This window comes from Roseomonas nitratireducens, assembly GCF_017813355.1.
GTDB lineage: Bacteria > Pseudomonadota > Alphaproteobacteria > Acetobacterales > Acetobacteraceae > Neoroseomonas > Neoroseomonas nitratireducens.
This window is the reverse complement of record NZ_JAGIYZ010000014.1, coordinates 79,331-92,267: the sequence shown is the minus strand read 5'-3', so window position 1 is coordinate 92,267 and position 12,937 is coordinate 79,331. Positions and strand designations below refer to the sequence as shown.

General features: G+C 74.2%; 13 protein-coding genes. 2 read left to right on the top strand and 11 right to left on the bottom strand.

Annotated features, from left to right (window positions below; all coding sequences use genetic code 11):
- Positions 1-25 precede the first annotated feature (25 nt).
- The 7 genes from J5Y09_RS15200 to J5Y09_RS15170 form a co-directional block, all read right to left on the bottom strand.
- Positions 26-1,243, bottom strand: coding sequence for an MFS transporter (locus J5Y09_RS15200; protein WP_209352659.1), 1,218 nt, complete (start codon positions 1,241-1,243; stop codon positions 26-28).
- 75 nt (positions 1,244-1,318) lie between these two features.
- Positions 1,319-1,735, bottom strand: coding sequence for a DUF4149 domain-containing protein (locus tag J5Y09_RS15195; protein WP_209352658.1), 417 nt, complete (start codon positions 1,733-1,735; stop codon positions 1,319-1,321).
- A gap of 37 nt (positions 1,736-1,772) precedes the next feature.
- Entirely contained in the window at positions 1,773-2,321 is a 549-nt protein-coding gene (locus tag J5Y09_RS15190) for a carboxymuconolactone decarboxylase family protein (RefSeq protein WP_209352657.1), read from the bottom strand.
- Between the two features lie 32 nt (positions 2,322-2,353).
- Positions 2,354-3,067 (bottom strand): Crp/Fnr family transcriptional regulator, encoded by a 714-nt coding sequence (locus J5Y09_RS15185; RefSeq protein ID WP_209352656.1) that lies wholly within the window; start codon positions 3,065-3,067, stop codon positions 2,354-2,356.
- A 72-nt stretch (positions 3,068-3,139) separates the two neighbouring features.
- Complete coding sequence (locus J5Y09_RS15180) at positions 3,140-3,358, bottom strand: heavy-metal-associated domain-containing protein (RefSeq protein WP_209352655.1); 219 nt, start codon at positions 3,356-3,358, stop codon at positions 3,140-3,142.
- Between the two features lie 4 nt (positions 3,359-3,362).
- Positions 3,363-3,752: a Cu(I)-responsive transcriptional regulator gene (gene cueR, locus J5Y09_RS15175; protein ID WP_209352654.1), complete on the bottom strand. Its 390-nt coding sequence runs from the start codon at positions 3,750-3,752 to the stop codon at positions 3,363-3,365.
- Positions 3,749-6,124, bottom strand: a complete 2,376-nt coding sequence (locus tag J5Y09_RS15170; protein ID WP_209352653.1) for a heavy metal translocating P-type ATPase — start codon at positions 6,122-6,124, stop codon at positions 3,749-3,751. The genes cueR and J5Y09_RS15170 overlap by 4 nt, the downstream gene beginning before the upstream one ends.
- A gap of 94 nt (positions 6,125-6,218) precedes the next feature.
- Between J5Y09_RS15170 and J5Y09_RS15165 the strand changes: the two genes are divergently transcribed.
- On the top strand, positions 6,219-6,635 hold the full coding sequence (locus J5Y09_RS15165; protein ID WP_209352652.1) for a hypothetical protein: 417 nt from the start codon (positions 6,219-6,221) through the stop codon (positions 6,633-6,635).
- 52 nt (positions 6,636-6,687) lie between these two features.
- A complete protein-coding gene (locus J5Y09_RS15160; protein WP_209352651.1) occupies positions 6,688-7,794 on the top strand; it encodes a S1C family serine protease in 1,107 nt (368 codons plus the stop codon).
- Between the two features lie 376 nt (positions 7,795-8,170).
- On the opposite strand, the gene J5Y09_RS15155 is transcribed toward J5Y09_RS15160, so the two are convergent.
- The 4 genes from J5Y09_RS15155 to J5Y09_RS15140 form a co-directional block, all read right to left on the bottom strand.
- On the bottom strand, positions 8,171-8,977 hold the full coding sequence (locus J5Y09_RS15155; RefSeq protein WP_209352650.1) for a 3'-5' exonuclease: 807 nt from the start codon (positions 8,975-8,977) through the stop codon (positions 8,171-8,173).
- A 19-nt stretch (positions 8,978-8,996) separates the two neighbouring features.
- Entirely contained in the window at positions 8,997-10,124 is a 1,128-nt protein-coding gene (locus J5Y09_RS15150) for an MFS transporter (RefSeq protein ID WP_209352649.1), read from the bottom strand.
- 151 nt (positions 10,125-10,275) lie between these two features.
- Positions 10,276-11,883, bottom strand: coding sequence for a GMC family oxidoreductase (locus tag J5Y09_RS15145; protein WP_209352648.1), 1,608 nt, complete (start codon positions 11,881-11,883; stop codon positions 10,276-10,278).
- Positions 11,880-12,872 carry a Bug family tripartite tricarboxylate transporter substrate binding protein gene (locus J5Y09_RS15140; RefSeq protein ID WP_209352647.1) on the bottom strand — a complete coding sequence of 331 codons (993 nt, stop codon included), beginning with the start codon at positions 12,870-12,872 and terminating at the stop codon, positions 11,880-11,882. Before J5Y09_RS15140 ends, J5Y09_RS15145 begins: the two co-directional genes overlap by 4 nt.
- Positions 12,873-12,937 lie beyond the last annotated feature (65 nt).

Here is a 12,937-nt window from a genome sequence, read left to right as displayed (position 1 = left end):
GGGATTGGGACGGTCGGGAAAAGGATCAGGCGGGAGCCGGGCGCGGCTCCGGCGCCCCGGGCGGGCGCCCGCGCAGCGCGAAGGCGACCTGAACCGCACCGGCGAAGAGCCCCATGCCCACCCCCAGCTGCCAGGCCAGGACATAGTCCCCGTTCAGGTCGAACAGCAGCCCGCCCCCGAAGGCCCCGAGGAAGGAGCCGAGCTGGTGGGACATGAAGGCGATGCCCTGGATCAGCGCCTGGAAACGCAGCCCGAACATCTCCGCCACCATCCCCGACACCAGCGGCGCGACGCCGAGCCACAGGAACCCCATGATGGCGGCGAAGACGAGCGTCGAGGCCTCGCTCGGCGGCCAGGCGAAGTACAGCCCGAGCACGAGCGAGCGCACCAGGTAGATGGCGCCCAGCAGCGCCCCCTTGTTCCACCGCCCGCCGGCCCAGCCGAAGAACAGCGATCCCAGCACGTTGAACCCGCCGATCAGCCCGAGCGCCTTGGCCGACAGCATCGGGTCCTGCCCGCACAGCGCGAGGTAGGAGGGCAGGTGCGTCGTCAGGAAGACGAGCTGCAGCCCGCAGACGAAATAGGCCGCGGACATGACCAGGAAGGGCGGGTGCGACATGGCGCGGGCAAGGGCCACGCCCATCCGCGGCGTCTCCCCCCGCGCCAGCGGCGGCACCGGCACGCGGTCCACCCGCCCGGCCACCCAGGCGGCGGGCAGCATGGCGAGGCCGAGGATCAGGAAGCCCCAGACGCCCGCGCGCCAGCCCCAGCCTTCCGACAGCACCTGCCCGATCGGCGCGGCGAGCAGCGCGCCGACCGACCCCGCCGCCGAGACCATGCCCAGGGCGCTCGACCGCGCCGCCGCCGAGACCGGCCGCGATGCGACGGCGAGCGCCATGCCGCTGCCCGTGCAGGCCAGCGCCAGCCCGATCAGCAGCCCGGCGCCGACCATCAGCGCGAGCGCCCCCTGCGCCAGCGCCATCACCGCGAGCCCCGCCAGGTAGGCGACCACGCCAGCCGCCAGTACCGGGCGGAAGCCCCAGCGCGCCGCGGCCGCGCCCGCAAAGGGCTGCAGGAAGCCCCAGCCCAGGTTCTGCACCGCGATCGCCAGCGTGAACTCGGCCACCGCGATGCCGAGGTCCTGCGTCGACGGCGCCATGAACAGGCCGAGGCTCTGGCGCAGCCCCATGGCGAGGGAGAGCATGACGGAGGCGCCGATCAGGATGGGCAGGGCTGCTCTCATGCGGCCATGCTCGCCCGCGCCGCCGGCCGCGTCGAGGACGGACCCATGCGCGGCGCGCGGCGCGCCATGCATGGGTCAGGCGAAGCGCACCAATACGACCGCGGCGACGAGCATCTGCGCCAGGTTCACCGCGACCGACAGCCTGTGCGCACGGTCGAAGCCCGCCTTCGCCGCCGCGTCGCCGGCCTGCGCCGCGTCCGACAGCGCGTTGATGCGCGGCATCAGCGACTGGCGCAGCCACACGGTCGCGCCGGCGACCAGCGCCAGCGCCCCCGCATCGGCGGGACGGACCGGCATGAGCGCCACCGCGCCCGCCGCCGCCGTGCCCAGCACCCACAGGTAGTAGACCGGGAACACCCCGCGGATGAACCGCCCCGCCCATTCGGGCGGCAGGCGCGTGAACACCAGCGGCGCGATGCAGGCCGCGAAGAAGGCCATGCCGCCGAACAGCATGGCGATGCAGACAAGCGCGATGGCGGCGGTGACGGTCATGCGCGCGAGGTGGGGCGCGCCGCCGCCGGCGCAAGCCTCAGCCCGGCAGCGGGAAGCGGTCGAGATAGGGCTGGTAGTCGGGCTCGACCTGGATCTCGAGCGAGGCCAGCACCCGCACCACGGCGCAGTAGAAGGCGATGACCAGCACCAGGTCGACCATCAACTCATGGTCCAGCTGCGCGGCGAGGGCGGCGTAGGTGGCCGCGCTCACGCCCGGGCCGGCATAGGCCTCCCGCGCCGCGAGCAGCACCAGCTTCGCCAGCGGTTCCAGGGCGCTGGCGCGCCCCTCGGTCTCGGCGATCAGCGCACGGATGTCGTCCTCGCTGACGCCGAAGTCGAAGCCGATCTTCACGTGGTGCGACCATTCATAGGGCGACCGCGCGAGCCAGCCGACCTGCAGGATGGCGAGTTCCCGCAGCCTCGGGTCCAGCTTCGAACCGTAGCGGATGTACTGGCCGAGCCCGGAGAAGGCGCGCGCCCCGCCCGGGCTGTTGGTCAGCGCGCGGTGCAGCGCGATGTTCCGCTTCAGCAGGTCGCGGTCCTCGGGCTTCAGTGTCTCGACGGTCATGTCCGGCACGCGGGCCATGCGGCGTTCCCCCCTTGATGAGGGGTCCAAGGCTACACGCGTCGCGCCGCCTGCGAAGCCCCGCCGGCGCGCGGCGCGCTGACGCGCAGCAGCGCCGCGCGGTCCGGCACGTCCACCCTGCGCCCGTGCAGGCGCAGCAGGCCGGCCGCTTCCAGCCCGTGCAGGGCGCGCGAAAGGCTCTCCGGCGTCATGCCGAGCCGCGCGGCGATCGCGCCCCGAGGCTCGGGGATGTCCACCGCGCCGCGCGCCGTGCCGAGGCGCCGCGCGAGGAAGCGCGCCGCGCGCTGCGTCGCGTCGCGTGTCTTGAGATCCACCACCTGGTCGACCAGCAGCCGCCACTGGCGTGTCATCTGCTCGAGCGCCGCCTGCATCAACCCGCTGTCCCCCATCGCCGCCGCGCGCACCTCCTCGGCGGGGATCGCGAGCAGGCGGCAGGGCGCCAGGGCCACCGCGGCGACCGGATGCGCCGTGCGCAACAGAACCGCCGAGATCGGGAAGGCTTCGCCGGGCGAGAGGATCTCGACCATCGTGGCCGCGCCGCCTTCCTCGGCCGTGCTGAGCCCGACCGAACCCTGCAGCAGCAGGAAAAGGCGGTCGGCCTCAGCCTCCTGCGCGAGGATCGGCGCGCCGCGCGGCACCGACAAGGCGACGGCCGCGCCGAGAAGCTGCGCGCGGGTCTCCGGGGACGCTGCCGTGAGCAGCGGCCCCGTGACCTTCACGCCGAGCGGCGACCGGATCCCAGGCATGGCAGGTGTTTCCGCATGCCGTCATCCTCGCAGCGAAGCCGCGCGGGGTGATTGATTCAGATCAACGGCCCGTCACTCGGGCTTCACCGCGTAGCCTTCCTCCTCGACGGCCATGCTGATCACGTGGCGCGGCAGGACGGTCTCGGTCTTCACCGTGCCGCCGGCGACGTCGACGACGACCTTCGCCGTCGGGTCCTTCGACTGGATCGCGGCGGTCACCGCCTGCGCGCAATGGCTGCAGCTGAGGCCTTCGACCTTCAGCGTGATCTCCGGTCCCTTGGTCTTGTCCATGGTCTCACTCCTTCCGTGCGAGGTCGTCGATGATCGGGCAGTCGGGGCGGTCGTCGCCGTGGCAATGCGCGGCCAGGTGCCGCAGGCTCGCCGCCATGCGCTGCAGGGAGTCTGCCTTGGTCTCGAGCGCGGACACATGCGCAAGCGCAAGCTGCTTTACCTCCGCGCTCGCGCGTCCGCGATCCTGCCACAAGGCGAGCAGGCGGCGCACATCCTCGAGCGGAAAGCCGAGGTCGCGCGCATGCCGGATGAAGCGCAGCACGGCGACGTCACGCTCGGCATAGACGCGGTAACCGTTCGCGCCGCGTGCGGCGGCGAGCAGGCCGATCGACTCGTAGTGCCGGATCATCTTCGCCGAGACGCCGGAGCGTGCGGCCGCTTCGCCGATGTTCACCGCGGATCCTCCGCCGGATGCCAGCGTGCCAGCAGCAGCGCGCTGCCCAGCACGCTGAGCGAGGAGGCCGCCATCGCCGCCCCCGCGACCACCGGCGAGAGAAGCCCGAGCGCCGCCAGCGGCAGCCCGACCAGATTGTAGCCGAAGGCCCAGGCGAGGTTGTGGCGGATCTTCCGCCGCGTCCGTCGCGCCACCGCCAGCGCCGCCGGCACCAGCGCCGGGTCGCCGCGCAGCAGCGTCATGCCCGCGGCGGCGATCGCCACGTCGGTGCCCGTCCCCATGGCGATGCCGAGATCGGCGCGCGCCAGCGCCGGCGCGTCGTTCACCCCGTCGCCCACCATGGCGACGCGGTGGCCTTCCGCCTGCCACGCGGCGATGCGCTCCGCCTTGCCCTCCGGCAGCACGCCGGCCGCGACGATGTCGAGCCCGAGGCTGCGCGCCGCCGCCTGCGCCGCCGCCGGATGGTCGCCGCTGAGCATCGCGACCTTCAGGCCCATCGCCTTCAGCGCGCCGACCGCCCGCGCCGCGCCGGGCTTGGCCGCATCCTCGAAGGCCAGCAGCGCCAGCGCACGGCCGCCCTCGACGAGCCAGGCGAGGCTGCGACCCTGCGCGGCCTCCTCCGCCACCGCGTCGGCGAGCGTGCCCGCATCCGCGCCGCGTTCCTCCATCAGCCGCGGGCTGCCGAGCACGATCGCGCGCCCTTCCACCCGCCCTTCCACGCCGCGCCCGGGCAGGGCGCGGAAATCCTCGACCGGTGGCGGCTTCCCTGCCGCGGCGGCGAGCACGGCGCGGGCGAGCGGATGCTCGCTGCCCGCCTGCAAGGCGGCGGCGAGCCGCAACGCCTCGGCCTCCGTCGTGCCCGGCGCGGCGTGCAGCGCGGCAAGCCGCGGCCGGCCCTCGGTCAGCGTGCCCGTCTTGTCGAAGGCGACGAGGGTGATTGCCTGCGCATGCTCGATCGCCTCGACGTCACGCACCAGGATGCCCGCCCGCGCCGCCGCGCCCGTGCCGGCCATGATGGCCGCGGGGGTTGCGAGCCCGAGCGCGCAGGGGCAGGCGATGACCAGTACGGAGACCGCGGTGATGATCGCCTGCTCCGCCCCCGCGCCGGCCAGCAGCCAGCCCGCGAAGGTGGCGGCGGCGATCGCGAGCACCACCGGCACGAAGACCGCCGAGACGCGGTCCACCAGCTTCTGCACCGGCGCGCGGCTCGCCTGCGCTGCGGCGACCAGGGCGGCGACGCGCGCCAGCATCGTCTCGCCCCCCACAGCCGTGACGGCGATGACGAGCCGGCCGTCGAGCGCCACGGTGCCGGTCGCGACGCGCGCGCCGGGCTCCTTCTCGACCGGGCGGCTTTCGCCGGTCAGCGCGCTTTCGTCCACCCCGGCGCGGCCGTCGCGCACCGCGCCGTCGGCGGGAATGCGCTCCCCGGGCCGCACGACCACGAGGTCGCCCACCGCGAGCGCCGCCGCCGGCACCTCGCGCTCCTCCCCGTCCTCGATCCGCCGGGCGGTGCGCGGGGCGAGGCCGAGCAGGGCGCGGATCGCCGCGCCCGTGGCGCGCTTCGCCCGCGCCTCCAGCCACTTGCCGAGCAGGATGAACAGGATGACGACCGCCGCGGCCTCGAAATACAGGCCATGCGCGTGGTCCGGCCCGTGGCGCAGCAGCAGCCAGGAGGACAGTCCCCAGGCGGCGCCGGTGCCGATCGCGACGAGCTGGTCCATGTTGCCCGTGCCGGCGCGCAGCGCCGCGAAGCCCGCGCGCCAGAAGCGCGCACCGAGCCAGAAGGTGACCGGCGTCGCCAGGGCGAACTGCCACCAGCCGCCGGGCATCCAGTCCTGCCCCGCCACCAGCCCCGCCATGCCGGCCAGGAATGGCAGGGTCAGCAGCGTGGCGAGGATGAGGTCGCGCGCCTCCCGCGCCGCGCCTGGGTCGGCGTCCTCCTCGGCGCTGGCCGCGAGCAGCCGGTAGCCTGCCCGCGCGACGGCGGCGCCGAGGGCGGTTTCCTCCGTGCCGCGGATGGCGCGGACATGCGCGCGCTCCGTCGCGAGGTTCACGCCCGCCTCGACCACGCCCGGCACGCGCCGCAGCGCGCGTTCGACCCGCTGCGCGCAGGAGGCGCAGGTCATGCCGCCGATGCCGAGGTCGAACACCGTCTCCGGCACCGCGTAGCCGGCGCGGCGGACGGCGGCGACAAGGTCCGCGACCGCGGCGGTGCCGGCCACCTCGGCCTGGCCGGAGGCCGCGTTGACCTCCGCGCCCAGGACGCCGGGCACGGCGAGCAGCGCGCGGCGCACACGGCCGGCGCAGGCGACGCAGGTCATCCCGTCGACCGGCAGGAAAAGGCGCGGGGTGGTGAGAGCGGCGTCGGGCATGTCGATCCTCCGCTGTCCGATCTGGGCCTTACCAATATGGGAAGGTCAAGGGTCCCTGCTTGACTGGCGTGCCCGCGACGCCGACATCCCAGCCATGTGGCGCTTGCCGATCCGCCTTTCCGCCCTGTTCCTGCTGGCCCTTCCGGATCCCGCCCAGGCGCAGAACGAACCATTCCGCATCGTCAACGCCGCGGCGCTGCCGGCGGTGGCCCTTCACCTTGCCCGCAGCGGCGCCGAGGATTGGGGCCGCAACCTGCTCAACCAGGGCCCGGTCCGGCCCGGCGCCTTCTTCGCGATGCGCATGCCAGAGGGAGCCGGTTGCCGCTTCGACATCCGCCTCGTGCTGCAGGACGGGCAGGAGGTCATCCGCCGGGACGCCGATGTCTGCGCCGAGCGCCTGCAGACCATGGCGCCGGGCATGCCCGCCGCGCCGCCGCGTGCGGAAGCGCCGCTCCCGCAGGTGGGCGGCGGCGACCGGTTGCTGCCCACGGTCGGGGGCGCGCGACCCTGACCGGTGGTCCGCGATTGACTCCCATCGGGTCGCTGCCGACATCATCGGTGCCATGAGGCGCATTCTCCCCCCGCTGCTGCTCGCCGCCGCCCTGGTGCTTCCCGCCGCTCCGGCGGCGGCGCAGAGCGAGCCGTTCCGAATCGTGAACGGCGCGCCGCTGCCGGCGACGGCGCTGCATGCCGTGCGCAGCGGCCGCCCCGACTGGGGCGGCAACCTGCTCAACCGCGGGCCACTCGCGTCGGGCGGGCAGTTTTCCCTGCGACCGGCCGAAGGGGCGGGCTGCCGCTTCGACATCCGCCTCGTCCTGCAGGACGGGGAGGAGATCGTCCGCCGCAACCACGACATCTGCGTCGAGCGCACCGTGGCCATGGGGCCGGCGCCGCGGCCCGCCCAGCCGCGTCCCGGCGCCTCGGTTGCCGGGGCGGGCCTGCCCGGGGCGAAGCCGCCGCCGCTGGCACCGGTCGCCCCCGGCGCCGCGCCCGCACCGGCGCCCGGCACGCCGCCCGGCGCCCGGCCGAACCCGCAGGCGCGGGCGTCCACAGGCACCGGCTTCGTCGTCGGCCCCGACCTGGTGATGACGAACCAGCACGTCATCGAAGGCTGCACACGGCTTTTCGTTCGCACCTCGGACAACCGCACCCTGACCGTGCCGCAGGCGCCCGTCGCGGATGCGCGGCGCGACCTCGCGCTCCTGCGCGTCCCGGGCAATCCCGGCCCCACGCTCGCCTTCCGGTCGAACGCCGTGCGGCGCGGGGAAAGCGTGGTGACCTATGGGTTTCCGCTGTCCGGCCTGCTCTCCTCCGGCCCCACCCTGACGACGGGGGAGGTCAGCGCGCTCGCCGGCCTCGGCGACAACCAGACGCAGTTCCAGATCAGCGCGCCGGTGCAGCAGGGCAATTCCGGCGGGCCGCTGCTCGACCGCCAGGGCAATGTCGTGGGCGTCGTCGTCTCCAAGCTCAACGCGCAGCGCATCGCGGCGCGGACGGGCGACATCCCGCAGAACGTGAACTTCGCGGTGAAGGGGACCGAGGCGGTGGATTTCCTCCGCCGCAACGGCGTGCAGCCGGTGATGCGCGAAAGCCCGAGCGGCGAGCGCGGCGCGGCCGAGGTGGGCGAGCAGGCGCATCCCTCGACCGTGTTCATCCGCTGCGAGCGGTGAGGAAGTCTTCCTGACCTCAATCGCCGGCGCCGCCGTCCGCCGGCTTGGCTTGCGCGCCGAGCACTGACGTACCGGGGCCGACGGATGGCCTGGGCGCGGTCGGGCTTCGCCCTCCCGGATCGAGGCGGGGCCTCGATCCGTTTTCTTTTTTTGTGCCTCAAGCGCCGGCGCCGCCATGCGGCGGCTTGGCTTGCGCGCCGTGCACTGGCGCGCCGGGCGGGACTGATGGCCTGGGCGCGGTCGGGCTTCGCCCTCGCGGATCGAGGCGGGGCCTCGATCCGTGGTGTTCGTTTGCCTCGGTCGCCGGCGCCGCTGTCCGGCGGCCTTGCTTGCGCGCGGCGAACCCGGCGCGCCCACCCTTGCGCCCTGCGCGCGTTCAGCCGGCCGCCAGGCGCTCCGCGCATTCGGCATGGTCGGCCAGGTGCGGCTCGGCGTGGTGTTCCTCGAGGAAGGTGGCGAAGGCGCGGAAGCTCGACCGCGCCGCGTCGGGGCCGAGCAACCCCGTCGCCTGCCAGAAGCGCAAGGCCAGCAGCCAGGTCGCCGCGACATCCGTCTCGCAATAGGCCGCGACGTCATCCCCGCGCCCGGCCCGCATCGCCGGCTCCACCTCGGTGCCGTCCATGCCGGCCTTCGCGGTCAGGCCGATCAGCGCCGAGGCTTCCGCCAGCGACGGCATGGGCGAGGCACGGAAGCCCGAAAGCCGGTCGGCGAGGTCCAGATGGTCCTTGCCGAAGCGGTAGCCGTAGTCCCGCCCATTGGCGCCGTTCAGCGCCGGCATGGGCACGCCGAGCGCAATGGCGCGGTAGCGCAGCACCGGGATGTCGAAGCCGGAGGTGTTGAAGCCCACGAGCATCGGTGCGGGGCGCACCGCGAGCGTCTTCTCGAACAGCGCCAGGATCTCGCGTTCCGGCGTCGCGCCGATGTGGCGGGAGGCGAAGCGCACCGGCTTCCATGGATCGCCGGGCTCGACGCGCTCGGCGACCAGCAGCGCGACGCAGGCGATGGCGTGCAGCGGCGGCTTGAGGAAGGCCGTCGCCGGGTCCTGCCCGTCCCGCGCATAGCGGGCGCCGAGGCGGCTGCGCAGCGCGGCCTCGTCCAGCCCCTCCGCCGCCTCGCCCAGCAGGGTGCGGCCGGCCGCGAGGTACGGCACCGTCTCGATGTCGAAGACCACGACGCGTTCCATGGTGCCGAATCTGCGCGCCTCAGCCCTGCCGGCGCAACAGCAGCAGCGCGAGCAGCGTGCACAGCCCCGCGAGCCCCGCCCAGAAGCCGGCGAGCGCCACCGGGGCGCCGAAGGCATCGACCGCGAGGCCCGTGAGCAGCGGCGGGACGCAGAAACCCGCATGGGCGATGAGGAAGACGCCCGCCGCGGCACGCGCCCTGTCCGCCCCCGAGGCGGCCTCCGACGCCGCCGCTAGCGCCCCGACATAGAGGAACCCGTAGGCCGCGCTGCCCACCAGCCCGCCGCCCGCCAGCAGCAGCGGCAAGGAGGCGCCGAGCGTGCCTAGGATGACGAGCCCCGCCCCCGCCGCGAGCACCGGCAGGCCCGTGAGCGAGAGCCGCCGCGCCGGCCAGCGCCCGATCGCCTGCTGCACGGCGGTGCCGGCGACGATCATGAAGCAGACCGCGAGCGGCCCGAGCCGCGGATAGCCGGCGGCGGCGAGCGCGCTCGGCACCGAGGTGATGGTCACGCCCGTCACGCCCCAGGCCGCGAACATGCCGAAGGAGGAAGCGACGGTGCCGCGCGGGAAGGCCGGCACGCGCAGCCAGGCGACGCGCTCGGTCGGCCGGCGGTCGGGCAGGCGGGCGACGACGGGGATCAGCAGCGCGACCGCCGCCATGTGCAGCCAGAAGGTGACGGGCGGTTCAGCCTGCCCGAGAAGCCAGAAGGCGATCAGCGTGGCGAGCCCGCCGGCGCCGTAGGATCCGGCGGTGCCGAAGGCCATGACGCGCGCGGCGCGGCGCCCCGCTTCCGGCCCGCCAGCCAGTTCCGCCGCCCAGGCGGTGGCGCCGCCGGCGACGAGGCCGATGGCCAGGCCCTGCAGGGCGCGCGCGACGGCGAGCGCGGCGAGGCCAGGGGCGACCACGAGGGCGAGGGTGGACACTCCCGCCAGCACCAGCCCCGCCAGGACGCAGGGCTTGCGCCCGATCCGGTCGGACAGCCCGCCGAGCAGCGGCGCGGTGACGATCAGCGTGCCGGCATAGGCGATGAAGGCGGCCGCGAGCCCGCCCGCCCCGCCGCCATCGCGGTCCGCATAGGCGGTGAAGAGCGGCATGGCGAGGGTGGTGGAGAAGCCGATGGCGAAGACCGCCGCGCCGATGGCGGCCATGCCGGAAGATGGCTGAGGCATCCGCGTCACGCCGCCGCGCCGGCGCGGCCCGCGCTGGCGATGCGCTCGCCGGGCGGGAGAGGCCCCGCGGCGCGCATCGCGATCGCATCGACATGGAGGGGCATGCCCCGCCGCGCCGCGCCGGATGCGCTCACGAACCCGCCCGGATGAAGTCCGCGCAGCGCTCCGCGACCAGCATCACCGCGGGCTGGATGTTGGGGGAGGGGATCAGCGGGAAGGCGGAGGCATCGGCCACGCGCAGCCCCGCGACGCCGCGCAGCCGCAGCTGCGGGTCGAGCACCGCCATCGGGTCGTTGGCACCGCCCATACGGGCCGTGCCGCAGGGATGGAAGACGGTGCCGGCGGTGGCGCGGATGTTGTCCAGGATGGCCTCGTCGCTGGTCGCGGCCGGACCGGGGCGAAGCTCCTCCTCGATCAGCGCGGCAAGCGGCGCCTGCGCCGCGATCCGCCGGCCGAGACGGGCGGCGGCGATCATCACGCGCACATCGTTCGGATGGTCGAGGTAGTTGGCGCGGATGCCCGGCTTCTCCCGCACATCGGGGGAACGGAGAAAAACTTCCCCGCGGCTGTCGGGGCGGCAGACGCCGTAGTTGAACATGAAGCCCGGGAAGTCGTGCAGGCCCTTCTCGTAGGCGAAGGTGGAGAAGTTGACGAAGAGGAACTGCACCTCCGCTTCCTCGGCGCCGGGCGTGACGCGGGCGAAGGCATTCGCCTCCCCCGCCCCGATCGACAGCGGCCCGGTGCGGGAGAGCAGGTAGTCGAACCCCATCTTCGCCTGCCGGAGAGGCGAGCGCATGATCTCGTTCAGCGTGCCGCAGGGCCTGGCGCGGTAGATGCACTTGGCGATCAGGTGGTCCTGCAGGTTCCGCCCGACGCCGGGGCTGTGATGCGCGACCGGGATGCCGAGCGCGCGCAGCGCGTCGCCGTCGCCGATGCCCGACAGCATCAGCAGCTTCGGCGTCTCCAGCGCGCCGGCGGAGCAGATGATCTCCCGCGCCGCGCGGAAGGTGGCGGGGCGGCCATCCTGCAGCGCCTCGACCGCCACGGCGCGGCCGCCCTCGACGACGATGCGCGTGGCCAGCACGCCGGTCTCGACGCGCAGGTTGCCGCGCGCCATGGCCGGGCGGAGATACTCCTTCGCGGTGGAGGAGCGCCGCCCGCCATTGACGTTGAGCTGCACGGGCCCCGCGCCGTCGATGGCGGTGCCGTCGTTCCAGTCTCGGTTGCGCGGCATCCCGGCGGCGAGGCAGGCCTCGACGAAGGCCGCCGCCGCCGGGGCCAGGCGGCGCGGTTCCCGCACATGGATCGCGCCGTCGCCGCCGCGCGTGGGGTCGGGCGCGCCGTCCCAATGCTCGATGCGGCGGAAGACCGGCGCGGCTTCCTCGTAGGACCAGCCGGCCGCGCCCGCCTGCACCCAGCGGTCATAGTCGTGCGGGCTGCCGCGCAGGAACACGAGCCCGTTCACGCTGCCCGAGCCGCCGAGCACCCTGCCGCGCGGCCAGTGGATGCGGCGGTCCTTCAGGTTCGGCTCCGGCTCGGTCTCGTAGCGCCAGTCGTATTTCCCGCTGCCGTAGAGCTTCGCGTAGCCGGCCGGCAGCGAGATCCAGACGTCCTTGTCCGGCGGCCCGGCTTCGAGCAGCAGGACGCGGCAGCCGGGATCCTCGCTCAGCCGTGCCGCCAGGATGCAGCCGGCGCTGCCGCCGCCGACGATGACGATGTCGGCCGCGGTATCGGTCACGGTTCCATCCGCACGCCGGTCCGCTCGACGACGCCCTTGAACTTCTCGAGCTCGCTCTGGAAGAAGGCGCGCGTGTCGGCCGGCGCGTTGGGGCGCGTCCAGGGCGTGATGCCGGCGACGAGGAAGCGGTCCCGCAGCTGCGCGTCGCGCAGCGCGCTGTTGATGGCGCGGTTCAGCGCCTCGGTCACCGGCGCCGGCATGCGCGGCGGCCCGACCACGGCGAACCAGTTGCCGAGGTCGAAGCCCGGGATGCCGGATTCGGCCAGCGTCGGGATGTCCGGGAAGGCGGGGAAGCGCTCGAGCCCCGTCAGCGCGATGCCGCGCACCCGGTTGTCGCGCACCTGCGCGGCGGCGGAGGCCAGCACCGCGACGCCCCAGGCCGTCTCCCCGCGCGCGATGCTTTCCACCATCAGCCCGCCGGAGCGGTAGGGCACATGGGCGAAGCGGCCGCCGAGATTGAGCGAGACGGCGATCGCCTCCCCCGCGAAATGGGGGATGGAGCCGACGCCGGAGGAGGCATAGGGCATGTCGTCCTGCGGGCCGGCGCGCAGGCGCTGAACCGCCTCCGCCGCGTTGGCCGCCGGGAAGTTCGGCTTGGCGACGAGGATCAGCGGCCCGTTCGCGACCATCGCGACATGGGTGAAGTCCTCCATCGGGTTGTAGCGCGTGCCGCCCTGCATCGCGTTCGGGATCAGCACGTGGGACGACGCCTCGTTCAGCATCAGCACATGGCCGTCGGCCGGCTGGCGGCGCAGCCAGTCCGCGGCGACGGTGCCAGAGGCGCCGGGCCGGTTTTCCACCACGATGCGCGCATTGGGCCCGAGGAAGCCCTGCATCCGGTCGGCCAGCAGCCGTGCCGTGATGTCGGTCGACCCGCCGGGCGCGAAGCCGCTGACCAGCGTGATGGTCCGGTCGGGGAAGGATTGCGCGCGGGCGATCCCGGGCAGGGCAAGGACTGAGGTGGCGGCGAACAGGCTGCGGCGGTTCATGGGCGTTTCCCTGGCGGTTCGTGCTTGTGCCGGCAGGGAAGCGCCGAACGGCGCGGGCGGCAAGG